The 23,867-nt window shown below is 54.0% G+C and carries 23 protein-coding genes; 16 read left to right on the top strand and 7 right to left on the bottom strand.

Going from position 1 to position 23,867, the window contains the following annotated elements; genetic code table 11:
• Positions 1 to 25 precede the first annotated feature (25 nt).
• The 3 genes from BWI76_RS15415 (at position 26) to BWI76_RS15405 (ending at position 3,274) form a co-directional block, all read left to right on the top strand.
• Positions 26 to 1,096, top strand: coding sequence for a LacI family DNA-binding transcriptional regulator (locus tag BWI76_RS15415; RefSeq protein WP_049131964.1), 1,071 nt, complete (start codon positions 26 to 28; stop codon positions 1,094 to 1,096).
• Between the two features lie 386 nt (positions 1,097 to 1,482).
• A complete protein-coding gene (locus BWI76_RS15410) occupies positions 1,483 to 1,917 on the top strand; it encodes a GNAT family N-acetyltransferase (RefSeq protein ID WP_004136283.1) in 435 nt (144 codons plus the stop codon).
• Between the two features lie 139 nt (positions 1,918 to 2,056).
• Positions 2,057 to 3,274, top strand: coding sequence for a diguanylate phosphodiesterase (locus BWI76_RS15405; protein ID WP_004136285.1), 1,218 nt, complete (start codon positions 2,057 to 2,059; stop codon positions 3,272 to 3,274).
• A gap of 195 nt (positions 3,275 to 3,469) precedes the next feature.
• Here BWI76_RS15405 and iraP read toward each other — a convergent pair whose 3' ends face one another.
• On the bottom strand, positions 3,470 to 3,781 hold the full coding sequence (gene iraP, locus BWI76_RS15400) for an anti-adapter protein IraP (protein ID WP_004136287.1): 312 nt from the start codon (positions 3,779 to 3,781) through the stop codon (positions 3,470 to 3,472).
• A 593-nt stretch (positions 3,782 to 4,374) separates the two neighbouring features.
• Between iraP and BWI76_RS15395 the strand changes: the two genes are divergently transcribed.
• Both BWI76_RS15395 and BWI76_RS15390 read left to right on the top strand, forming a co-directional pair.
• Entirely contained in the window at positions 4,375 to 5,352 is a 978-nt protein-coding gene (locus BWI76_RS15395; protein ID WP_049131963.1) for a DUF1852 domain-containing protein, read from the top strand.
• Positions 5,353 to 5,379: 27 nt separating this feature from the next.
• A complete protein-coding gene (locus tag BWI76_RS15390; RefSeq protein ID WP_004136288.1) occupies positions 5,380 to 6,411 on the top strand; it encodes a methionine synthase in 1,032 nt (343 codons plus the stop codon).
• 145 nt (positions 6,412 to 6,556) lie between these two features.
• Here BWI76_RS15390 and BWI76_RS15385 read toward each other — a convergent pair whose 3' ends face one another.
• Both BWI76_RS15385 and BWI76_RS15380 read right to left on the bottom strand, forming a co-directional pair.
• Entirely contained in the window at positions 6,557 to 6,835 is a 279-nt protein-coding gene (locus tag BWI76_RS15385) for a hypothetical protein (protein ID WP_004136290.1), read from the bottom strand.
• Positions 6,836 to 6,979: 144 nt separating this feature from the next.
• Positions 6,980 to 7,468 (bottom strand): DinB family protein, encoded by a 489-nt coding sequence (locus tag BWI76_RS15380; RefSeq protein WP_004136292.1) that lies wholly within the window; start codon positions 7,466 to 7,468, stop codon positions 6,980 to 6,982.
• Positions 7,469 to 7,770: 302 nt separating this feature from the next.
• Here BWI76_RS15380 and BWI76_RS15375 point away from each other — a divergent pair, with 302 nt between their 5' ends.
• The 4 genes from BWI76_RS15375 (at position 7,771) to BWI76_RS15360 (ending at position 13,086) form a co-directional block, all read left to right on the top strand.
• Positions 7,771 to 8,502 (top strand): POTRA domain-containing protein, encoded by a 732-nt coding sequence (locus tag BWI76_RS15375; RefSeq protein ID WP_004136294.1) that lies wholly within the window; start codon positions 7,771 to 7,773, stop codon positions 8,500 to 8,502.
• A gap of 416 nt (positions 8,503 to 8,918) precedes the next feature.
• Positions 8,919 to 12,281: a DUF637 domain-containing protein gene (locus tag BWI76_RS15370; protein ID WP_004136295.1), complete on the top strand. Its 3,363-nt coding sequence runs from the start codon at positions 8,919 to 8,921 to the stop codon at positions 12,279 to 12,281.
• Positions 12,282 to 12,329: 48 nt separating this feature from the next.
• A complete protein-coding gene (locus BWI76_RS15365) occupies positions 12,330 to 12,662 on the top strand; it encodes a hypothetical protein (protein WP_074168743.1) in 333 nt (110 codons plus the stop codon).
• 88 nt (positions 12,663 to 12,750) lie between these two features.
• The gene (locus BWI76_RS15360; protein WP_004136297.1) at positions 12,751 to 13,086 is read left to right on the top strand and encodes a hypothetical protein; all 336 of its coding nucleotides are present in this window, start codon (positions 12,751 to 12,753) and stop codon (positions 13,084 to 13,086) included.
• Positions 13,087 to 13,278: 192 nt separating this feature from the next.
• On the opposite strand, the gene mgtS is transcribed toward BWI76_RS15360, so the two are convergent.
• Together mgtS and ftrA are read right to left on the bottom strand one after the other, a co-directional pair.
• Positions 13,279 to 13,374: a protein MgtS gene (mgtS, locus tag BWI76_RS28135; protein WP_004136299.1), complete on the bottom strand. Its 96-nt coding sequence runs from the start codon at positions 13,372 to 13,374 to the stop codon at positions 13,279 to 13,281.
• A 135-nt stretch (positions 13,375 to 13,509) separates the two neighbouring features.
• Positions 13,510 to 14,520, bottom strand: coding sequence for a transcriptional regulator FtrA (gene ftrA / locus BWI76_RS15355; RefSeq protein WP_064371780.1), 1,011 nt, complete (start codon positions 14,518 to 14,520; stop codon positions 13,510 to 13,512).
• Positions 14,521 to 14,587: 67 nt separating this feature from the next.
• Here ftrA and BWI76_RS15350 point away from each other — a divergent pair, with 67 nt between their 5' ends.
• The 7 genes from BWI76_RS15350 (at position 14,588) to urtE (ending at position 21,918) form a co-directional block, all read left to right on the top strand.
• Positions 14,588 to 14,980 carry a rhodanese-like domain-containing protein gene (locus BWI76_RS15350; protein ID WP_004136302.1) on the top strand — a complete coding sequence of 131 codons (393 nt, stop codon included), beginning with the start codon at positions 14,588 to 14,590 and terminating at the stop codon, positions 14,978 to 14,980.
• A 149-nt stretch (positions 14,981 to 15,129) separates the two neighbouring features.
• Positions 15,130 to 16,233, top strand: coding sequence for a cobalamin-independent methionine synthase II family protein (locus BWI76_RS15345; RefSeq protein ID WP_004136304.1), 1,104 nt, complete (start codon positions 15,130 to 15,132; stop codon positions 16,231 to 16,233).
• A gap of 176 nt (positions 16,234 to 16,409) precedes the next feature.
• Positions 16,410 to 17,681: an urea ABC transporter substrate-binding protein gene (urtA, locus tag BWI76_RS15340; protein ID WP_004136305.1), complete on the top strand. Its 1,272-nt coding sequence runs from the start codon at positions 16,410 to 16,412 to the stop codon at positions 17,679 to 17,681.
• 84 nt (positions 17,682 to 17,765) lie between these two features.
• On the top strand, positions 17,766 to 19,340 hold the full coding sequence (gene urtB, locus BWI76_RS15335) for an urea ABC transporter permease subunit UrtB (RefSeq protein WP_004136307.1): 1,575 nt from the start codon (positions 17,766 to 17,768) through the stop codon (positions 19,338 to 19,340).
• Positions 19,340 to 20,413, top strand: coding sequence for an urea ABC transporter permease subunit UrtC (gene urtC / locus BWI76_RS15330; RefSeq protein ID WP_024358055.1), 1,074 nt, complete (start codon positions 19,340 to 19,342; stop codon positions 20,411 to 20,413). The genes urtB and urtC overlap by 1 nt, the downstream gene beginning before the upstream one ends.
• The gene (urtD, locus tag BWI76_RS15325) at positions 20,413 to 21,210 is read left to right on the top strand and encodes an urea ABC transporter ATP-binding protein UrtD (protein ID WP_004136315.1); all 798 of its coding nucleotides are present in this window, start codon (positions 20,413 to 20,415) and stop codon (positions 21,208 to 21,210) included. Before urtC ends, urtD begins: the two co-directional genes overlap by 1 nt.
• 9 nt (positions 21,211 to 21,219) lie before the next feature.
• Positions 21,220 to 21,918, top strand: a complete 699-nt coding sequence (gene urtE, locus BWI76_RS15320) for an urea ABC transporter ATP-binding subunit UrtE (RefSeq protein ID WP_014229495.1) — start codon at positions 21,220 to 21,222, stop codon at positions 21,916 to 21,918.
• 115 nt (positions 21,919 to 22,033) lie between these two features.
• On the opposite strand, the gene BWI76_RS15315 is transcribed toward urtE, so the two are convergent.
• Both BWI76_RS15315 and ydeE read right to left on the bottom strand, forming a co-directional pair.
• Entirely contained in the window at positions 22,034 to 22,504 is a 471-nt protein-coding gene (locus BWI76_RS15315; RefSeq protein WP_024358057.1) for a helix-turn-helix domain-containing protein, read from the bottom strand.
• Between the two features lie 117 nt (positions 22,505 to 22,621).
• Positions 22,622 to 23,815, bottom strand: a complete 1,194-nt coding sequence (gene ydeE, locus BWI76_RS15310) for an efflux MFS transporter YdeE (protein WP_024358058.1) — start codon at positions 23,813 to 23,815, stop codon at positions 22,622 to 22,624.
• Positions 23,816 to 23,867: the final 52 nt, after the last annotated feature.

Genomic DNA, 23,867 nt, shown 5'->3' with positions numbered 1-23,867 from the left:
GTTCAAAATAGGGAAGGAGCGCGCTATGCAGCGTCGATCGGCAACGCTAGAAGATGTGGCCCGCGAGGCCGGGGTATCCCAGCAGACGGTCTCCCGGGTGCTGAATAATCCGGACGTGGTGTCTGAAAAAACCCGCGATAAAGTGATCCGCGCGATGCAGGCGCTGCGCTATGTGCCGAACCGTTCTGCGCAGCTGCTGGCGGGTAAATCCGCGCCGTCGATTGGGCTGATTACCGCCTCGCTAACGCTGCACGCGCCTTCGCAAATCGCCGCGGCGGTGAAAAGCTATGCGGGTTTGCATCAGCTTGAAGTTTCCATTGCGATGCCGGTGCAGATCGATTATCCGTCGCTGCAGGCCAGGCTCAATGAGTTTCGCGCCCAGCATATTCGCGGCGCGATTATCAGCCTGCCGCTGGAAAGCAGTCTCGCGGAGCGGCTGGTGGCGGAGAATCCCGATATTGCCTGTCTGTTTCTTGACGTCTCGCCGGAGGCCGACGTTTGCAGCGTGCGTTTCGATCACCGCGACGGCTGCGGCGCCTGCGTGCGTCATCTCTGGGACGCCGGGCACCGCGAGTTCGGCCTGCTCGCCGGGCCGGAAAGCTCGATCTCCGCGCGCATGCGCCTGAGCAGCTGGCGCGAGGCGCTGCACCGGCTGGGGGTCAGTAATGCGGTGACGGTATTTGGCGACTGGAGTGCCGCCAGTGGCTGGCACAAAACTTTTGAGCTGCTGCATCACCATCCGCGCATCAGCGCCATCGTGGTGGCTAACGATCAGATGGCGCTTGGTGTACTGAGCGCGCTGGCGCAGCTTAACCGCACCGGCAGCCAGGCTATCTCGGTCACCGGCTATGACGACACGGCGGATAGCCTCTATTTCCAGCCGCCGCTGACCACCGTCGCCCAGGATTTTAATGTTCTCGGGAAGCGGGCGGTAGAGCTGCTCATCCAGCTCATGGCCGCTCCGCAGATAAAAATTCGCGAGCTGCTGCCGACGCGCCTGATTATCCGTCATTCCACCTGGCCCTATGCGGGAGATGAGGAGAGGGAGAAAGGCGAGCTCATTGCGCAGCTCAAAGCGCTGGTGGAAAAGCTGTAAGCAACGGGCCGTTTAGCTTTCATTGATGTTGCGTGTGATAGCTTATTCAACAAACGTACTCAGGAGATTTATCCCCTGAACGTAAAAATGCAAAACACAATCTATCCATGCAAGCATTTATTCACCGCCAGTCACATGGCGGTTTTTTTTGGCCTTTTTTTGCCAACGGGAAATGACGTTATTTTATTTAATTCTGCTGGTTGCGCGTTAAATCGGCTGGGTAAAGCATAAATACGCTGTTTTGTCGCCCGCGTGTCAAAAAGTTTCCCGGGGCTATAGTTTCTGCCCCAGCATAAAATGCTGTAGCGCATGAAGCGACAGAATGCTCTTCTTTTAGCACCATTCGGCTATGCTGAAAGCCAATAGCGGCGAGTAAAGGCAAGGTCATGATGATATTAAAAGGAAAAGAGCACGTTGACTCGGTTGACTGGCTGACGGTGGCGGAGACCATCGCCGCCGCAGGGCTTAATCAGCGGGACGTTGCGCTGGTTGAACGCGCGTTTCGCCATAGTACCTTTTGCTGGTTCGGCTATGAAAACGGTCAGCTCATTGCCGTTGCCCGGGCAATTAGCGACCTGACCTGGTGCAGCTATCTGGCGGATGTCGCGGTGCACCCGCGCTGCCAGGGTAAGGGATACGGCCAGCAACTGATGCGGGCGGTCAGCGATGAGCTGCGGCCGTACGGCAAAACCTTTATCTACTCGGTGGTGGATAAAATAGATTTCTATCGCCGTTTCGGTTTTGAAATGCTGGCGACGGGCATGGTTTGCGCCAGCGAAGAGACGATAGCGCGTATGCGGGAACAGGGATTTGTTGGCTAGCAAATACCGCTTAAAAAAATGCATATACCAAACCTGAGTCGGCTATAGCCGGCCCAGTTAATGATGACAGATAGCCTGGGTTAAAAGGGTAAACTGTGTTACACAGTCTCATTCTCCTGGCAAACATCTGGATGGGATTATGCTGACCACTCTGATTTACAGAAGTCAGATGCATTTAACACAAGAAACCGATCTCATACTGCTGGTTGAAAAAGCGAATGCTGAGAACGCAGCACGCGGGATTACGGGCATACTTCTTTTAAAAGATAATGTTTACCTTCAGATACTTGAGGGCGATGAGTGCGTGCTTGAGCAGCTATTCAGCAAGATCAAGCAAGACGAACGCCACTCTCAGGTTGTTGAGCTGATGCGTGATTACGCGCCGCGCCGGCGCTTTGAAAACGTAGGGATGATGTTTTTTGACCTGAATAAACTGCAAACCGCTGACGTCCTGAGAAAGGTGCGTCAGCTTAGCCAGCTGAAAGGTTATCTTTCCACCGAAGAGCGCGTTTATAAATTTATCCATACTTTTATCAGTCAAAAAAGCGTTGCCGCGCCGTCACCCTTTTTACGGCCTGACAAATGGTCGCTTCATTCGCGTAAACATACATTTCATGTGCCGCAAGAATCGTTTTTTGCCGGTCAATGCTGTCAGTTTGCTTTCCAGCCCATTATCGAGCCGTTGGCCGGGAATATCACTTCGCTTGAAGCGCTTATTCGTGATAAAGAGGGCGGCAGTCCTGCTAATTTCTTTGCCTCGATTCCGCAAGAGCAACGTTATGAAGTTGATCTCAAAGCGAAATCAGTTGCCTTTGCCCTGGCGAAAGAAATCAATATTGGCGACCATAAAATATCCATTAATATCCTTCCGATGTCGCTGGTTGTTATTCCTGACGCCATTGAATACCTGTTGCAGGAAATAAAAAAACAGGGGCTGGTACCCGAACAGGTGATCGTGGAGGTGACGGAAGATGAAATGATCTCCGGTTTTAGCCAGTTCAGCAGCGCGATAAAAAAACTGCGCGTCTCTGGTATGGGGCTGGCAATTGATGATTTTGGCGCCGGTTATGCTGGACTCTCGTTGTTGACAAAAATTCAGCCTGATAAAGTTAAAATCGATCGCGAGATTATTACCGACATCCATCAGAGCGGCCCTAAACAGGCGGTGGTAAGATCGATCATCAACTGCTGCCGTGAACTTGAGATTGCCGTGGTTGCTGAAGGCATAGAGCGGATAGAGGAGTGGTGCTGGCTCGAATCTGCGGGTATCAAACGTTTCCAGGGCTTTTTATTTGCCATGCCGAAAGTCAACGGCGTCGGTGACATACGCTGGCCTGTGAAAAAAAGTGAAGTCTGATATGCCTTAATATACTGAGCGGTTTGCCTCCAGCAGCAGCGCAGGCGAGTAGAAATGGAGTATTCAACCTGGATCATCCCTGTTTTCTGAAGCTGAACGGTATTTGCTGAACCGGCCAAGCGTTGATGATGGCCGGTAAGCTCATGCCTAACTGCAAGCTATGCCTATTCTCAATCTATAACAAACTGACCTTTGTTAATCATCGAGCCCGTCATGACTGATTTCATCTTCGTGGGTGTTTATCAACTGCGTGAGCGCTATTTGTTCCTGAAACTTGGTCAGAAGCAGTTCTGCGTCCGTCTTCAGAACGTCTTCAGATGATTCCAGTACTGAATTTATCGCTTTCGTTACGCTGCTAACTAATTCCGCGACGCCGCCTTCCTTGCCAATAGCAAGCATCAGAGCGCTAATGAGCAAAGACTGCGCCTCGACCTGGGCAGCAAGCTGCTTACTTTCGGCATCCATGGCAGAAATTTTAGCAATTATGCTGAGAATGACATTATTCATTGTATCCCTCAAATCAATCAATTAGAGCGGGTTGTTGATGGCTATATTCGACGTTGACAGTCCGAAATAACCATAGAACATAAATATGCCAGAAAAAATATCAGTAGCGATAGTCAGGTTTTAGACATCACCAAAATAAAGCATGAAAACGCGCCGCTCCCTCTTCCATTTTTCCTCCAACGATCGCGCCCGACAGCGCGCAAGAGAGCATGAAGAGAGCGGTTGTTGACAAGAAAGACGGCAGACTTGAAGTTGTGTTAAGCCCGGCCGACCTCTGATGTTTCTTGCTTCAGCATCAACGCGTAGCGGGCGAAGCGGAAAATTTTAGGATGGTTGGCCGGGAGGATAAACGCGTTTGCAAGAGCGGCTATCTCTGTCCATCAAGCTGCGGCATGGTCTGACGCCCGACCATGAATATGGCTCATGTTGTAATGAAATTAACTCGCTTTTACTCATCTAATGACTCTGGCATAACATGCTGTATTCGATATAGATAATATGAAGATGAAGACCGCTTATGGAAGCGTGCGCCAGCCTGCAACCATCAGAAAGGACTGCGGTTTTTCTCTCAGAACTTAGGATGCACATCTGCGATGAATCAACAATTTACCTATACTATTAAACGCACTTTGTTTGATGAAAACTATAACCCCTCTGAAAATACGCGTATTACAACCAACTTTGCTAATTTAGCCAGAGGGGAAAATCGCCGGGAGAATCTGCGCAACACGTTAGCCATGATAAACAACCGTTTCAACAACCTGGCGCATTGGGATAATCCCAAAGGCGATCGCTACGCGGTTGAGCTGGAAATTATTTCAGCCGAAATGAAGATCAACGCCACCGGCGATACTTTTCCGGTGATTGAAATATTGCAAACCGGCATTATTGACAAAAATACGGATAAACGCATTGACGGTATTGTCGGCAATAATTTCTCCTCGTACGTTCGCGATTACGACTTTAGCGTAGTGTTGTTAGAACATAATAAAGGGCGAGCAGGTTTTAGCATTCCCGAGGGGTTTGGCGATTTACACGGCAATATATTTAAAGATTTCGTCAATTCAGCGCAGTACAAGGCCAATTTCAAAAAAACACCGGTCATCTGCCTTAGCGTCTCCAGCAAAGACACCTATCACCAGACCGGAAATCAACACCCGGTGTTGGGCCTCGAATACCGGCCTACCGCCTCATCGTTGACTGAGCAATATTTTGGCAAAATGGGCCTGCAGGTTCGTTATTTTATGCCGAAAAACAGCGTCGCGCCTCTGGCATTTTATTTTTCGGGGGATTTGCTGAGCGATTATACGAGTCTTGAGCTGATTAGCACCATCAGCACGATGGAGACTTTCCAGAAGATATACCGCCCGGAGATTTACAATGCGAACTCTGCTGCAGGACTCTGCTACCAGCCCGATCTGCATCATCAGGACCATTCGTTAACAAAAATTGTTTACGACCGTGAAGAGCGCAGCCAGCTGGCGGTAGAGCAGGGGAAGTATACCGAAGAGCATTTTATTAAACCGTATAAAAATATTCTGCAGCAATGGTCTGCTCATTACGCTCTTTAAGACATCGCATAGATAAGGTTATCGATAATGAAAAAATTATTACCAACTTCAACGGCTGGCAGCTTACCGAAACCCTCCTGGCTTGCTGAGCCGGAGAAACTGTGGTCTGCCTGGAAATTACACGATCAGGAATTAATCGACGGCAAAAAAGATGCGCTGAGTTTGTCCTTATTCGACCAACTGCGCGCCGGTATCGATATTGTCAGCGATGGCGAGCAAACGCGTCAGCATTTTGTCACCACGTTTATCGAGCATCTCAGCGGCGTTGATTTTGAAAAACGCGAAGTCGTTAAAATCCGCAATCGCTACGACGCGAGCGTACCAACCGTGGTAGGGGCCGTTGAGCGACAAAAACCGGTATTCGTTGAAGATGCGCGTTTTTTGCGTCAGCTGACCAAACAACCGATTAAATGGGCGCTGCCGGGTCCCATGACCATGATTGATACGCTTTATGACGCTCATTATAAAAGCCGCGAAAAACTGGCCTGGGAATTTGCGAAGATACTTAACCAGGAAGCCAAAGAGCTGGAGGCCGCCGGCGTCGACATTATTCAGTTTGATGAGCCAGCCTTTAATGTGTTTTTTGATGAGGTCAATGATTGGGGCATCGCGGCGTTAGAAAGAGCGATCGAAGGGCTTAAATGCGAAACCGCGGTCCATATCTGCTATGGATACGGCATCAAGGCCAATACCGACTGGAAAAAAACGTTGGGAACCGAGTGGCGCCAATATGAAGAAGCGTTCCCTAAGCTGCAAACATCCAACATCGATATTATCTCACTGGAGTGCCATAACTCGCGGGTGCCTATGGATCTGCTCGAGCTGATTCGCGGTAAAAAAGTCATGGTTGGAGCCATAGATGTGGCAACCAATACCATTGAAACGCCGGAAGAGGTGGCCGCGACTTTACGCAAAGCGCTCCAGTTTGTGGAAGCTGATAAACTCTATCCGTCAACCAACTGCGGCATGGCGCCGTTATCTCGCCGGGTTGCTGCAGGTAAACTGCAGGCGTTAAGCGCCGGGGCGGAGATTATCCGCAGGGAGCTCCAGGGAAAATAGCCCGCTGGCAAAGGGCAGGAAAGCATCGCCGTTGCTGGCAGATGTCTAGCGAATGCAACAGCGGCAGCGGCGCTGCTGCTGGCTCTGCTTTAATATCTCACGGAGCGGTTATCGGCAGGGAAATACTCATACGCAGCGTCGCTAGTTACTTAAAATATTTATCCAGTGGATCGTAATGGCGGTATTTTCTAAAGAAAAAAAGCCAGTAGATAAAGCCCAGAATAGCGCCCAGCCCGGCAAACTGCAGATAAAGCGTTTTACGCCGGACAAGCAGGTCGACAAATGAATACGCGCTTTTCCACATATCAATAATGCCACCGTTTATCACCAGATCTGTAAACAGCGCAAGCGCCGGCAGGGCAACGGCGTACGCGGCCATAAGGTATAAAAGGGCCGCAATCCTCATTTTGGTATTGATGTGCATGTGCCGTTCCTTGTCCGAGTTTTTAAAGCATAACATAGCTCATCAAGAACCAGCCTGCGATCGGCATTAGCCGATGCGGACACGATCGTTGGCTCCGAAAGGACCATTTGGATATGAAATCCAGATGGTCCTTACTGCCTGCTGCTAGTGATTATGATCTCTGAGAAACACGGTTAATACATCCTTAGGCGGGGTCACGCCACATTCAGAAAGCAACCAACCGACAGCGCCGCGATGATACGTACCATGAAAAAGTACATGATTGAGCATATCCAGTGCTTTCATTTCACCCTTCCCGCCATCGACAAAGCGGAATTCTATACTATGCGAAAAATCAACGGCGCTCATGGTGCTCACATATTGAATATTCCAGTCTGTACATTCGGTCATCTTTGACAAAAGTTCATCAGCAGACGGTGTCTCTGGCGTATTAAGCGCTGTGTAACCGTGTTTTTGCCCGCTAATGTTAGCCCTGAAAATCATATCCACCACATAAATATGATTCATGAGCCTGAGCATAAGATGGTGTTTATGGGCATAAACCGAGGTATCAACACGTTTTATTGCTTGTAACGTTTCTGCGTCTATCCATTGCTTATACTTAAATAACGTAACTACCTGATCCGCACCCATATATCGCCTCCGTTTTACATTAAACCATCATATCAGCAACATATGCAGAGGGAAATCTTCTCATCCTGACAGGCAGCGCCCTGCAGTAGAAATTATGTCATTCCTTTGAATCAGCCTGTCGTTTTTCCTGCGAATGCAATACGGCTGCTTTTTGTCACCTCGTTTTTTCATTCAAACTCGCTATCAACAAATAAAGATAACCCAACCATGTGCCCTGGCGGCGTGAAAAATCCGCTGCTTGTCGCATGCATAAGATCTATCGAGCAATACTTTGTATTTAAGGTGAAGGTTAATTTCACATCATGGAGGCTGAATTTTCGGCGCAAATATCGAATAAATGTGAAAATCAAATGGACATCAGATTACAAATCATTACATTTGATTTCACAACATTTCAGAAAACGGAGTTTTTGATGTCGTGTGTGTCATTTCCCAGGTATGGGATTCTGCTGGGCAGCCTCACTGCAACAGCCCTCCCGGCAGCGCCCCTGAGTCCTGCGGACCAGAATGCCATTGAGCAACAACAAAAGGCATTGCTGGAACAGACGCAACAGCAGCGCGATATGCTCCGCCATTCCACATCCGCGCCCTCTCTCCCGGAAGCACCCCCTTCAGAACCAGACGGTCAGTGTTTTCAGCTCCGGTATATCCGGCTGGAGAACGTCACAGTGCTCCCGCGCTCTGCCGTGCGAAAACTGACGACCATCCCGGAACAGGGCTGTATGACGCTCCCGGATATCCGGGAGCGGGTGCGGGATGTCACCCAGGACTACCTTTCCCGGGGATTCATCACTTCACGCGCCTGGCTACCGGAACAGGATATTTCCGGAGGAACGCTGGTCATTGCCGTCACAGAAGGGAAGGTGGAAGCCGTCACGCTGGAGGGGCATGAGGAAAATGCCATCAGGATGGCTTTTCCCCGGGCGGAGGGCCGGGTACTCAATCTCCGTGACGCTGAACAGGGTCTGGAGCAGCTTAACCGCCTGAACTCACGTCCACTGACCGTAGATATTCTGCCGGGGATGCGACATTAGGCGGCAAATGGTTTGGTACTGCTAATCTTAACCAGTCGGACCTGGTCAATACCGCCAGAAAAGAATATCGGCGAACCGCTACATCGTCCGCAGCCTCCATTCAGGCTGGCAGAAATGCTTATCTCAATACCACTCATCTGACTAATAACGAAAGTCTTATAAAAGCAAATCAAGATCTGATTCTCACTGGAAAAACGTTTAATCATATCAGTGGAATCACCGGTACCAGGGATACCTGGTCCTCCTATAATACGGCGTATCGTCCATCTAATACTGCGTCACCTGCGGTTCCTGAAAGTCAGTTAACTATTGCCGGGAAACAAAATAAAACTTATACGTTCCAGAAAACAGGCGAGATCAATAGCTGGAAAAATCCGACGATCTCTCCAGCAATACTTTCTGCCGGCGGTAATCTGGTGGCGGATTTTTCTGAACGTATTGAGAGTAAAGAGCCCTACGTCACGAACGTTCAGTATTCGGAAGTGATGGCCCGACCGGACACGATGACAGCCAGAAATATCCTGCTGCGCGCCGGAAGCATTGTTACCACCGATGTGATGAAGGCCTCAGGGGATATTACCTTACAGTCAGACCGTGGCACAAAAATGGCGCTGGCGCTGATGACGGCCGGAAAGGATATCTCGGTTCTGGCGGGCGTAAGTGTTGAATCCTGGCAGAGTGAGCTCAAAGGACAGAACATTACCCTGGTCAGTCGCGGCGGTGATGTCACCTCTCATACCAGCGAGTGGCCCAACTTTTTCCATTCTGACGGGCTACGCTGGCTGGGAAGCCTGGAGGCTTCACGTGATTTATCACTCACCGCAGGTGGTAATATTCTGCTCAGGAACACGCGTTTTCCTGTCCTGAGCCAGAATATTTCTCTGGTTGCCAATGGGGATATCACGTTTGATAAAAATGACGCCATGCTGTGGCACGGGCGACCTGGTGCAGTCCTGACCTACGCCCGCAAGCAGGAGCTGTTTAACCGGATGTTACCGGGAGAGCCGCTGCGTGCTTCGGGTGATATCACCCTGAGCGGCCGGCGTCTGTCTCTGTATGGTGCAGGGCTCGAAGCCGGCGGGAATATCAGCCTCTCATCGGCTGCCAATACTGACCTGAACATGCGGAGCCTGAGTGACCTCTACAGTGAGTTTTTTCCGGACAGCCGGATACCTGAATTACGCAGCAACCTGAAAGCAGGAAGTAATCTGCTCATCAGCTCAGCGGCAGATATCGGCGTGCAGGGCGCTCATATTGTCGCCGGGAAAACCGCGACGCTGCAGGCAGGGAAACTTCTCTGGCTGGGTGCATACGGATATGGCGTAACGGACAGCAGTAATGACAATAACAGGGATGAACTCAACGTACTGACCCGCCTGCACGGTGCGAAAAGCCTGACTCTGGCGGCAAACGGGGGTATCCAGGCTGACGGCAGTACGCTGACCTCTGACGGTAACATCACGCTGACATCCGGCGGGAATATGCAGTTTCAGTCCGCCCGGGGGACGGTATACCGTGAGTCCGGGAACAGCTGGACGGAAAGCGTTAGCCAGACAGGCGTCACGCTGAATTCAGGTGGAGCACTGACGGTTATCTCGGGTGGCAGCATTCTTTTTCAGGCATCGCGTTTACTGGCAAAGGGGGCGATGGATGTTGCAGCAAAAGGTGGCTGGCTCTATGCCCAGGCGATGGAAGAGTTCAGTCATTACGAACGTCAAACTACGAAGAGAAAGTGGTGGGGTAAAAAAACCACCGTCAAACAAACGAAACATACCACCACCAACCGGGTGACGGAGTTTATTGCGGGAGGCAATCTCAGCCTGCTGAGTCGCGATGACAGTACCTATGAAGCCAGTAAAATCGAGGCAAAAAAGAACGCCACGCTGACCAGTACCAACGGCAAAGTTAATTTCCTGGCCGTGAAAAACACCACTTTCGAGCAGACTGTCAGCACCTCGAAAGGCTTCTATATCAGGCAGGCAAATAAAGGCTACAGCGAAGGTAAATGGGTGCTTCCGTCTATTCATGCTGGCGGAAAATTGACGGTCAACGCGGCCAGCGGCATCAGTGCCGATATCAAAGCGAAAAATGGTCAGGCTTTGCAGGGCGCGATTACTGCTCTGGCGGCGTTACCCGGTACAGAGTGGCTGAAGGGACTGAATTCACGCAGCGATGTTCAGTGGAATACGGTTAAAGATGCTTACGACAGCTGGAATTATAAAAGTCAGAGCCTGAATCCGGCAGTGGCGGCAGTAATCGCTATCGCAGCAGCTGCGGCCACCGCAGGCAGTTCACTGGCGGCGACAGTTGCATCTTCAGTAACTTCCACCGTGGGTGGTGGCGCAGTAACGACCGGCGCGGTTACAGCCGGGATGTCTTCGCTGGCTGCACAGGCCGCCGTGGCACTGGTGGAAAATCAGGGAAATCTGTCAAAAACGCTGTCGGCGCTGGGAAGCAGCAGTTCGGTCAAATCGCTGGCCACCTCTATGGTTATCGGGGGCGCGCTGGCGGGCTTTGATAAGGTCATGAATATTGATGTTCCGCCCGACAAGGCCCAGTTACCGGCGCTGGTCAAAAACGAGGGATGGGGAAAAATCGTCCAGCGCGTGGCCGGCCAGTCGGTTATCAGCTCAAGCCTGAACACAGCCATCAATGGCGGCAGTTTTAAGGATAACCTGACTAATGCCCTGCTGGCGAATATTGGCAACCAGATTAATGCCGAAGGGGCCGGGCTGATTGGCGATAACGGCGAGATACTGGGCGTGCCGGGTAAATCGCTGAGCCATGCGGTGGTCGCGGGTATCAGCGCTGAAATTGGTCGTGGTGACGGGAAAGGGGCCGCTGCCGGAGCGTTAGCGGCGGAGCTGGCAGCAATTACCCTCGGTGAAATATTCGTTGAACCCGCTACGCGGAATAATCAGATTCAGTCTGCCGGTAGGATTATTGGAGCAATCACAGGGGCTGCTGTAACAAACTCATCCGGCGGCGCCAATAGTGGGGCTAATGCCGCAGAAAGCGTCCTGCGATATAATTTTTTGATGCACGATGAGCCTGCAAGGATGGCGAAAAAGCTGGCTGACTGTAAAGGGAGCGGCGGTTGTGAAGCTGGTGTGCGCAAGGAAATGGCACAATTGTCAGCCAAAAATGAGAAACAGTTTGAAAGCTGCAGGGCTGCTGGTAATGGTGACTGTATTAATGAAATGCTGGCCGGAATAGCTGGCGCAAGTGGTTACAGAGAGCTGGGGATCCAGATTGGATTTGACATCGCCGGACAGTATCAGCAGATGGGGGAAAATGCATATGACCGATTCGATACCTGCGGATGGACTGCTGGCACGGGTTGCGGATTAAAGTTATGGGGTAAGGATGCTCTGGCTGATGCTGCGATGTGGGCCGCAGGTTGGGGCGCTGGTAAGGTTGTAGCCCCCGCTATCGGGAAATATCTTACTGAAGTCGGCATTCTGTCACAAAAAGGTGTTCCCGCGTACATAAAAAGTACACAAGTTGGTTTAGGGCAACCAGCAAAGGTTGATTATTACAAAAAATTGATGAAAGATGGGACATTTAAATTTGATAAAGACGAATTTATCGTTGCTGGGTTTAGAGATTCAAAAGGGATATATTATGTGTCAGAGGGAAACCATCGCATGGTAGCGGCAATTGAGCTATATAATGAGACAGGGAGTACAAAATATATAGAAGGTCTGATAAAAAATGGTCGCTGGAATTATGATGCTAATTATTCAGGTAGTAAGTTCCGGATTCCGATGAGAAAATAATTTTTTCTCCATGGCCTCCGAGGAGGCCATGGAGAGGTGGAGAGCAAAATGGATAAAAGTGAAGTCTATTTAGATATGCTTTTTTGGTCGTTGCCTCATATAAGGAATATAGCAACGCATAACCCTCTAGCCAGGCTTAAAGACAGGTCTACCTATTATGAGTCAGAACTTGTTTGCCAATTTCACTTATTGCTCAAGTATAAAAGTTTTACTAAAAATGATATAAGTTTTTTAAATTCCCGGGCTAGATGGTATTATGAAAACTGTGACAAAAATAAGAGTATTCTTTATCCTTCTCAGGTGAAAAGGATTTCTTTGTTATTTGCTATGGTTCCCGAAGAAATGAAAGGGTTGCTTGAATGGAATGGCCCTTGCTGTTAGACGTTTTAAGTGTTTAATGCTAAAGATTGTTTAGGCTCTCAGGGGTGAAGCAATTAGAGTGTAATTCAAGTGTGAAGGCATAGGAAGTATGGAAAAAAAAGACGTATACCTTGAGATTTACCAGAGTTCTATACAACAAATAAATCGTGTTGCAACCAAGAGTGGGTTATTAAAATGTTTAGATAAATCAATATATTATGAGGCCCAGCTTATTCATAAGTTTTCTTTTTTACTTAAGAATGAGTATTTTAATGATATGGACATTGATTTTTTAAATTGGGGGGCGAAGAACTACTATGAAATGTGTGATGTGAAAAAGAGCGTACTTTATAACGAGCAGTTGCAACGACTTTCAATGCTCTTCTCTCTTGTTCCGGAAGAAATGCGGCATAAACTTGAGTGGGATGGGCCAGTAATAAGATAGGATTCATATATACCGTAATGATAACAATTAAGTTAGTACCCAACGCTGATGGAAAGATCGTCTTGAGTCAGGGTCTACAGGAAAAGGACGGATATGAGTTTCGTAGAGAAATAACGACGCAAGCCAAAAAAGGAACGCCCCCAGGTGCATCAGCAGCAGGGGGCGTTTACGGGTGGGGATTATCGTCGTTCATCAGTCATCCCATTTGTGGCTTAGATACGCGGCAAGAAATCCAAAGAACAGAATGATTCCCAGAACTGCCATAAATACATGCATATTTCCCAGCATGATTAACCTCCATAAGCTTTGCTATGCGCTATATTGTCCTCATTGAACAGGTTTACGGTTGTTGGATACATCTTAGCCCGACTAGTCTAAACAAATGCTTAACAAATTGCCCGGCGTGACTATTCTGGCGATAAATCACATTACGTTTTTGTCCACCATTATCTTCTTTCTGTACTGCAACGGGCTAAGATCAAACTGCTGGCGAAAGTGGTGGCGCAGGGTGCTGGCGTTAGAAAAACCGCAAAGCTCGGCAATCTGTTCAACGCTCAGCCGGCTGTGGGTTAAATGCTGCGTGGCGCGCTGCAGGCGCTCGTCAAGCAGCCAGCGGGCAGGGGTTTTGCCGGTGGCGTCTTCGAAACGGCGCAAAAACGTCCTGGGGCCCATGCCAGCTCTTGCCGCCAGAGATGCCACGGTGTGGCTAGCGGCGAGATTCTGATGTAGAAAATCAAATAATTGCCCCAGCCGCAGACTCTCCCGCGCTTTAGCCACCGGGCGAACAATCTGCTGCGCCTGCCCGCCGTCGCGATGGGGGGAAACCACCAGGCGTCGGGCGACAAGATTCGCCGCGTCGAGGCCAAAGTCCTCGCGCACCAGGTGCAAACATAAATCGATACCCGCGGCGCTGCCTGCCGAGGTCATTACGCCTTCTGCGCTGACGTACAGCACGTCATCGACCACTTCAATCTGCGGAAACCGCGCCCGCAGCTGGTCGGTATAGCGCCAGTGGGTGGTCGCCTGGCGGCCGTTCAGCAACCCGGCGGCGGCCAGAACGAAAACCCCGGAACAGATAGAAATGATCCGGCAGCCTCGCGCATGGGCGGCGACCAGCGCTTCGCACAGCCGCGGCGGCACGGGGGAGTCGATACCGCGCCAGCCCGGCACCACGATGGTGTCCGCTTCGCCTAACAGCGCCATGCCGCCGTCGGTCATCAGCCGAATCCCGCCGGTCGCCCGCAGCTCGCCTTCGTCGACGGCGGCCACGGCAAAACGATACCAGCGCTCGCCCATCTCAGGGCGCGGCAGGCCAAAGATCTCGACGGCGACGCCAAATTCAAAGGTACACAGGCCATCGTAGGCCAGAGCAACAACCCGATGATGTGACAACGTCACGGATGGAATTGTCATGATTTCAGCGTTTTCAGTCATGGTTCTCGGCAGATGTCGCGCAGGCGGTTAATTAAAGTAGTGGTATCACAGACAAGGAGAAGATGCCATGAGTGTTGTAACCGCGATTGCCCCCGCCAGTTCTACCGACGCTGCCGCCTGGTTTCGTCATAAGCTAAGCCTCGAGACCGACTGCGCCGATGTCTACAGCGCGATGCGCGAAGGAGATGTGGATTTTGTTCTGCTACATGTCGTCGGCAGTGAGGAAACCTTTGCCCGTCGCCACCTCCCGGGTGCTCTGCATTTACCGCACCGGCAGATTGATGAAGCCAGAATGGCGCAATGGCCTCAGGAGACGCTGTTTGTGGTCTACTGCGCCGGGCCGCACTGCAACGGGGCGGACGTCGCCGCCATGAAGCTGGCGCTACTGGGGCGTCCGGTCAAAATGATGCTCGGTGGCCTGACCGGCTGGGAAGATGAAGGCTTGCCCTTCGCAAAATGAATTTATTTCATGTGCCATGAAATATTGTCGTTTGCCGATGAATCCTTAGCATGCCAGTATCTGGACATATAGCCATCCAGAAGTCTAAAAATTCAAATAATGAACTATCACGGTGGGCAACTAACCTTGCCCGCCGCTAAGGAGACACCATGCAACGTCATCAGGCCCCGTTCCGCGCAGATATCGTCGGCAGCTTTTTACGTCCGGACGCCATCAAACAGGCCCGCCAGCAGCTGGCCGCAGGCGCTATTGACGCGCAGCAGCTGCGGCAGATAGAAAATGAGGCGATTCGCCATCTGGTGCAGCAGCAGTGCGAGTGCGGGCTGCACGTGGTGACCGACGGTGAGTTTCGCCGCGCGTGGTGGCACTTTGATTTCTTTGACGGTTTACAGGGCGTTGAGCGCTACGATTCAGAAAAAGGTATCCAGTTCAACGGGGTACAGACCAAAGCGCACGGGGTTCGCGTCACCGGTAAACTGGCCTTCGGCGATCACCCGATGCTGGAAGATTTTCGCTATCTGAAGAGCGTCAGCGGCAGCGCGCAGCCGAAAATGACCATTCCCAGCCCGAGCGTGCTTCACTTCCGCGGCGGGCGCAAAGATATCGACGCGACGGTATATCCGGACCTCGCCGACTATTTCGATGACCTGGCGACCACCTGGCGCGACGCCATTCGCGCCTTCTACGATGCGGGCTGCCGCTATTTACAGCTCGATGACACCGTCTGGGCCTACCTGTGCTCTGATGAACAGCGTCAGCAGGTTCGCGATCGCGGCGAAGATCCGGATGAACTGGCGCGCATTTATGCCCGCGTCCTGAATAAGGCACTGGAAGGGAAGCCGGAGGATCTGACCGTTGGCCTGCACGTGTGTCGCGGTAACTTCCGCTCGACCTGGATCTCCGAGGGCGGCTACGAGCCGGTAGCCGAAGTGCTGTTCGGCGGCGTTAACATCGACGCGTTTTTCCTCGAATATGATAACGACCGCTCCGGCGACTTCGCGCCGCTGCGCTATATTCGTCCCGGCCATCAGCAGGTGGTGCTGGGGCTGATCACCACTAAAAACGGCGAGCTGGAAAACCCGGAAGGCGTGAAGGCTCGCCTGCGGGAAGCGGCGCAGTACGTCCCGCTGGCGCAGATCTGCCTCAGCCCGCAGTGCGGCTTTGCCTCCACCGAAGAGGGGAATTCCCTGACGGAAGCCCAGCAGTGGGACAAAGTCCGCCTGGTTACCGGCATCGCCGCACAGGTCTGGTAATCTCTTCATAGCGCAGCGTTGCACTATTTTAAGGCAACGCGGCGCACTCCCTTTTATTTCCCCCATATTCCGCCGCGCTTTCAGGCTATTTCGCAACCTGGCATTGTTTTTGCCTTATCACTTCCAGTTAGTCGTTAATTCATTTTTTGTCTTTGCGCTATTCAGGAGTGACACACATGCAGCGTCGTACATTATTAAAAGCTTTTGCTCTCTCCGCCTCTGTTATCAGCATGGGCTTCTCCCTGCAGGTTTATGCCGCCGACACCATTAAAGTCGGCATTATGCACTCGCTTTCCGGGACGATGGCGATTTCTGAAACCCCGCTGAAAGATGTTGCCCTGATGGCTATCGACGACATCAACGCCAAAGGCGGCGTGCTGGGTAAAAAACTGGAACCTGTCGTGGTGGACCCGGCGTCAAACTGGCCGCTGTTCGCCGAAAAAGCGCGGCAGCTGCTGACCCAGGATAAGGTGGCGGCGGTGTTCGGCTGCTGGACCTCCGTATCGCGTAAATCGGTTCTGCCGGTGTTTGAAGAGCTGAACGGTCTGCTCTTCTACCCGGTACAGTACGAAGGCGAAGAGATGTCGCCGAACGTGTTCTACACCGGCGCGGCGCCAAACCAGCAGGCAATTCCGGCGGTGGAATACCTGCTGAGCGAAGACGGCGGTGGGGCGAAACGCTTCTTCCTGCTGGGTACCGACTACGTCTATCCGCGCACCACCAACAAAATTCTCCGCGCTTTCCTGCATGCCAAAGGGATTCAGGATAAAGATATCGAAGAAGTCTATACCCCGTTCGGCTACAGCGACTATCAGACTATCGTCGCCAACATCAAGAAATTTTCCGCCGGCGGCAAAACGGCGGTGGTTTCTACCATCAACGGCGATTCCAACGTCCCGTTCTATAAAGAGCTGGCCAACCAGGGCCTGAAAGCGACAGACGTGCCGGTGGTGGCTTTTTCCGTGGGCGAGGAGGAGCTACGCGGCATTGATACCAAACCGCTGGTGGGCAACCTCGCGGCGTGGAACTACTTTGAATCCGTTGATAACCCAACCAACAAACAGTTTGTCGCCGATTATCGCGCGTACGCCAAAGCCCACAAGCTGCCGAACGCTGATACCGTCGTAACCAATGATCCGATGGAAGCGACGTGGGTTGGCCTGCACATGTGGGCGCAGGCGGTGACCAAAGCGGGCACCACCGATGTGGACAAAGTGCGCGAAGCGATGGCCGGGCAAACCTTTAAGGCGCCGTCAGGCTTTACCCTGACCATGGATGCCACCAACCACCATCTGCATAAACCGGTGATGATCGGCGAAATCGAAAGCAACGGCCAGTTTAACGTGGTCTGGCAGACCGAAGAACCGGTACGCGCCCAGCCGTGGAGCCCGTGGATTGCCGGTAATGACAAAAAGCCGGATCACCCGGTGAAAACCGCCAGCAACTAAGCGCCAGACCCCGGCGCTGCGCCGGGGTGATTGACTCAGTCCTCCGGGCCCAAAGCCCGGATTTCCCCGAAAAGGAGAACGACCATGAACGCATTGCGCCTCATGTGTTACTTCGCGCTGCTCATGGTATTGCTACCGTGGCGGGCGCAGGCAGCGGACGCCGACGATTTTGTGGCGGCCAATCGCAGCCAGCAGGCTCAGCTGCTTGAACGGTGGGCCGCCGCGCCCGAAGCCTCGCGTTTACCGCTGCTGCGGGCGCTGAAGAGCGAAACATTACAATCGGACAGCGGCGGTCATGCGTTCAGCAAGCAGGGGGAAACGCTGCTGGCGCTGGGCGCGGTTGCGGCGCCCGAGGGGGCGACAAAACCGGTACGCCTGACCAACCGCCTGCGTAACCTGGCGGCAGGCGCGCTGGCGACGCATTTACTGGTAAGTGACAACGTCACTGAAAGGGCGGCGGCGGTGAAAACCCTGCAGCGCGAAGCGACGCCCGAGATGGCGGGTCTGCTTCAGCAGCGTCTGACGGCGGAAAGCGACGGCGCGGTGAAATCGCAGCTGGAAATTGCGCTGGCCCGTTTACAGCTTGCCAGCCCGCAGCCCGCGCAGAGGCTGGCGGCCATCGCGCTGCTCGGCCACTCCGGCGACCCGGAAACCCAGGCGCTGTTGACGCCGTATACCGATGCGCAACATGAGCCAGACCCGGCGATTCGCGCGGCGGCCCAGGAGAGCCTGAGCAAAATCCAGCATCGCCTGCTGCTGGGCGATCTTCTCGGCCAGGCTTTTATGGGCCTGTCCCTCGGCTCGGTCCTGCTGCTCGCCGCGCTCGGCCTGGCCATCACCTACGGTCTGCTGGGGGTGATCAATATGGCCCACGGTGAGATGCTGATGATTGGCGCCTACAGCTGCTGGCTGGTGCAGCAGGCGCTGGCCCAGCTGGCTCCGCAGTGGCTGGCCTTCTATCCGCTGATTGCGCTGCCGGTGGCATTCCTGATCACCGGTGGTATTGGTATGGCGCTGGAACGCACCGTGATCCGCCATCTCTACGGGCGCCCGCTGGAGACGCTACTCGCCACGTGGGGCATCAGCCTGATGCTCATCCAACTGGTGCGAATGCTGTTCGGCGCGCAGAACGTTGAAGTCGCCAATCCGGCGTGGCTCTCCGGCGGCGTGCAGGTTCTGCCGAATCTCATCCTGCCGTGGAACCGTCTGGCGGTGCTGGCCTTTGTGCTACTGGTGCTGCTCTTCACCTGGCTGACGCTGAACAAGACCCGGCTGGGGATGAACGTGCGGGCGGTGACGCAAAACCGCGCGATGGCGGCCTGCTGCGGCGTGCCGACCGGGCGCGTCGATATGCTGGCGTTTGGCCTCGGCTCGGGGATTGCCGGGCTGGGCGGCGTCGCGCTGTCGCAGCTCGGCAACGTTGGGCCGGAGCTGGGCCAGGGCTATATTATCGACTCCTTCCTCGTGGTGGTGCTCGGCGGCGTTGGGCAGCTGGCCGGCAGCGTGGCAGCGGCATTCGGTCTTGGCATCTTTAACAAAATCCTTGAACCGCAGATGGGGGCCGTGCTGGGCAAAATCCTGATCCTGGTCTTGATTATCCTGTTTATCCAGAAACGTCCCCAGGGACTGTTCGCCCTCAAAGGGAGGGTTATTGACTGATGAGCCAACCTATTACCTTAACGCTGGCGCGTAAAGCGCCGCGCCCGCTACGCTGGCTCGGCGTCGTGCTGCTGCTGGGGCTGTTGAGTATGCCGTTTCTGGCGCTGCTGCCGGCCACGCATCCGCTGGCGGTCTCCACCTGGCTGCTGACGCTGACCGGCAAGATCCTCTGCTACGCCATTGTCGCCGTGGCGCTGGATTTGGTCTGGGGCTATGCCGGGATGCTCTCGCTCGGCCACGGGATCTTTTTTGCCCTCGGCGGCTACGCCATGGGCATGTACCTGATGCGCCAGGCGGCGGGCGACGGATTACCGGCCTTTATGTCGTTTTTATCGTGGAGCGAACTGCCGTGGTTCTGGTGGGGCACCCAGCATTTCGCCTGGGCCATGCTGCTGGTGGTGCTGGTGCCCGGTCTGCTGGCCCTGGTGTTCGGCTGGTTTGCCTTTCGCTCAAAAATCAAAGGCGTCTATTTTTCGATCATGACCCAGGCGCTGACCTACGCCGGGATGCTGCTGTTTTTCCGTAACGAAACCGGCTTTGGCGGGAACAACGGTTTTACCGGCTTTACCACGCTGCTCGGTTTCTCCGTCACCGCCATCAGCACCCGGGCGACGTTGTTTATGGCGACGGTGTTGCTGCTGCTGCTCACCCTGTGGATTGGCTATCTGCTGGCGCAGAGTAAATTTGGCCGCGTGCTGACGGCGGTGCGGGATGCGGAAAACCGCCTGATGTTCTGCGGTTACGATCCGCGCGGCTTTAAGCTGCTGGTATGGACGCTTTCAGCCGTACTGTGCGGCCTGGCGGGGGCGCTGTACGTGCCGCAGGTCGGGATCATCAACCCCAGCGAAATGTCGCCAACTAACTCTATTGAAGCGGCAATCTGGGTGGCGCTCGGCGGGCGCGGAACCTTAATCGGTCCGGTGCTCGGCGCAGGTCTGGTCAACGGCGCGAAAAGCTACTTTACCGTGGCGATGCCGGAGTACTGGCAGCTCTTTCTCGGGCTGATTTTTATTATCGTGACGCTATTTTTACCGCGTGGGGTCATTGGCCTGCTGCGTAGAGGAGATCGCTGATGCAACCGGATGAGGAGCTCTTCACCCGCCAGCTTCCGACGGACCGTTTTCGCGAGCAGACCGATCCGGTGCTGCAGCTGGAAGAGATTAACGTCAACTTTGACGGTTTTCAGGCGCTGACCAACCTGTCGCTGCAGATTGGCGTCGGCGAGCTACGCTGCGTGATCGGGCCGAACGGCGCCGGGAAAACTACCTTGATGGACGTGATCACCGGTAAAACCCGGCCGCAGAGCGGCAGGGCGCTTTACGATCAGTCGGTGGACTTAACGACCCTCGATCCCATCGCGATCGCTCGCCAGGGCATCGGGCGCAAGTTTCAGAAACCGACGGTTTTTGAGGCGCTGACGGTGGCAGAGAATCTCGAACTGGCAATGAAAGGCGATAAGTCGGTGTGGGCCAGCCTGCGGGCGCGTCTGAACAGCGAGCAGGCTGACCGAATCAGCGAAACCCTGCGCCTGCTGCGGCTGGAGGGCGAACGCTATCGACCGGCGGGCTTGTTGTCGCACGGGCAAAAGCAGTTCCTTGAAATCGGCATGCTGCTGGTGCAGGAGCCGCATCTGCTGCTGCTGGACGAACCCGCCGCCGGGATGACCGATGCGGAGACAGAATATACCGCCGAGCTGTTCCGCACCCTGGCCGGGCAGCATTCGCTGATGGTGGTTGAGCATGATATGGGCTTTGTCGAGACTATCGCCGACCGGGTGACGGTGCTGCATCAGGGGCAGGTGCTGGCGGAAGGATCGCTGCGGGAAGTGAAGGCCAACGAACAGGTGATTGAAGTTTATCTCGGACGCTAAGGAGCGCGGATGCTACAGGTTAATCAACTACACCAATACTATGGCGGCAGCCACATTCTGCGCGGGGTGGATTTTGCCGCCCGCCAGGGCGAGATCACCTGTCTGCTCGGGCGCAACGGGGTGGGGAAAACCACTTTGCTGAAGTGTCTGATGGGGCTGATCCCGGCGCGCAGCGGGGAGGTGCTGTGGCAGGAGAAGAATATCACCCACCGTAAACCGCACCAGCGGGTACAGTCAGGAATCGCCTACGTGCCCCAGGGGCGGGAGATTTTTCCGCGCCTGACGGTCGAGGAGAATCTGCTGATGGGGCTGTCCCGCTTTCCCGCCCGCGACGCGCGCGCGGTGCCGGAAGAGATTTATCAGCTGTTTCCGGTGCTCAAAACCATGAAGCAGCGGCGCGGGGGCGACCTCTCCGGCGGCCAACAGCAGCAGCTGGCGATTGGCCGGGCGCTGGCCAGCCGTCCGCAGCTGTTGATTCTTGATGAACCGACGGAGGGTATTCAGCCGTCGGTGATTAAGGAGATTGGCGAGGTTATTCGCCAGCTGGCGAACCGCGGGGATATGGCGATTCTGCTGGTGGAGCAGTTCTATGATTTCGCCGCTGGTTTAGCGGATCGCTATCTGGTGATGTCGCGCGGCGCGATTATTCAACAGGGCAACGGCGGCGATATGGAAGCCGAAGGGGTCCGCGGGATGGTCACCATTTAACCCTTCCCGGATGGCGGCTGGCGCCTTATCCGGGCTACGGGTCCCCAGCAGTCTGCAGTCCTGTAGCCCGGGCAAGGCGCGTTAAGCGCCGCCCCCGGGAAAAACGCTCAGAGGGCTATTTGCGCAGCAGCCGCTGCAGACGCGCCTGACGCCAGCTGTTGATCCATTCGCCAAAAACAAACAGGCGCAACCCTTTAACCGCCAGCAGCGTCCCCCAGATGATGGCCACCCATGCGGACCAGTAGCTGTCTGCGCCAGTCAGCCAGTTCAGCAGCGCCAGCAGAACGCACACGACCACGGCTACCGTCAGAGAACGGAAAAAACGGCTCTCGCGTTCGACGCGGGCTTTAGCTTCCTCAATGCGCAAATCCAGCGACTCCTCATGACCCTCCGGCGACTCGCCGCTAATCTCGGCGACGTTGACTTCAAACACCGCCGCAAGCGCGCTGAGCGTCTCAAGGCCGGGACGGTCGCCGTTCTCGATGCGCTGAATGGTGCGCACGCTCAGGCCGGCCAGTTCGGCAAGCTGCTCCTGTGACCAGGCGCGCTGCAAACGTAATTGTTTAACCTGATTGCTGTTGTTCATTGTTTCTATCTCCGGGTGAAAACCTGAGATGGAGTATTATCGAGCGGGCTGTCGGGCACCACGATCGGAACCCGACAGGGACGCGACAGCAACCTGACAGCCGCACGGCGCCTGACCTCAGGCGCTGGCGACCGCGTTGCCGTTCCACGGACGAACGTTCATCCCACGGAAAATCATCAGCCATGCGGCGATAATAGCCAGCATCAATATCGCAAACAGCGACCAGTGCGGTAAATGAGTCAAAATCGTCCCGGTTAACATCGGGTTAAAGGCCGCTCCCAGCCAGCCCAGCGACTGGGCGGAAAAGTAGCTGGCTTTCATGCCCGGCGGCGCAATGTTATCGATCAGCATATATTCACCCGGCGCGTAGATAACCTCCCCGAGGGTAAAAATGGCGGCGGAGACGCCCCACAGCAGCAGGCTATTATCGGAAATGACAAAACCGCCCAGTCCGATCACAAAACAGACCGTCCCAAAGGTCATCAGCGGGCGAATATTGCGAGCGGTCAGGCGACGGCCGACGGCATACTGCAGCGCCACCACCACGGCGGCGTTGACCGGCAGCACCACGGCAACCACTTTTTCGGCAAAGTCGCTATCGGCAACCACCAGCACATACTGGGAAATACAGGAGGCGAACGAACCGCCGACAAAAGAGGCCAGCAGGCCGGAGAGGGTAAACCATAGCAGAGCGCGATCGCGCAGCAGCACCGACGGCGACCACTGGACCGCGTTATCCTGAGCAACTGCGGCGCTGGTGCGCTGAACAAACAGCTGAATAAATACCAGCGGTAGGGCGGCGCAGCCGGCGGCCAGCCAGAACGGCAGGTTAATGCTGTGCATCACCAGCAGGGTGCCGATCGGCGGCCCGACGGTCCAGCCAATATTGAGGAAGGTGTAGTTGAGGGAAAATATTTGCGCTTTCTTCTCCGGCGAGAGTACGTCGGCGAACCACGCTTTCAGCACGGTTGAGAATACGGAGTAGGCGCAGTTAATCAGCGCGAAGAAAAAGACCACCAGCGCGACGCTGTTAACCAGCGGAATCGCGATAAAACCGCCAATAAACGCCAGCACGGCCAGGGTCATATAGCGCTTTTTATCGAACTTATCGGCGAGAATGCCAAAACCCATGCTGAACAGCACCCCAACGATCAGCGCACTCGACAGCGCATAGCCGATTTTATCCACCTCCAGCTGATATTGACGGGTGAGGTAGATCGTCATAAAAGGCAACGTTGCGCCACGGCCAATGGTTAACAGCAACGACGAAGCCAGCAGCGCTGCGGTTGAGCGCCTGAGTGTCGGTATCATTTTTTCCTTGCCTGATGTGATGTTATTTTTGTTGTCACGATCACAAATAGCA

Origin of the sequence: Klebsiella sp. M5al, assembly GCF_002090195.1 — a bacterium.
Lineage (GTDB): Bacteria > Pseudomonadota > Gammaproteobacteria > Enterobacterales > Enterobacteriaceae > Klebsiella > Klebsiella grimontii.
The sequence above is the reverse complement of the archived record's forward strand: the minus strand, read 5'-3'. Positions and strand labels throughout refer to the sequence as shown.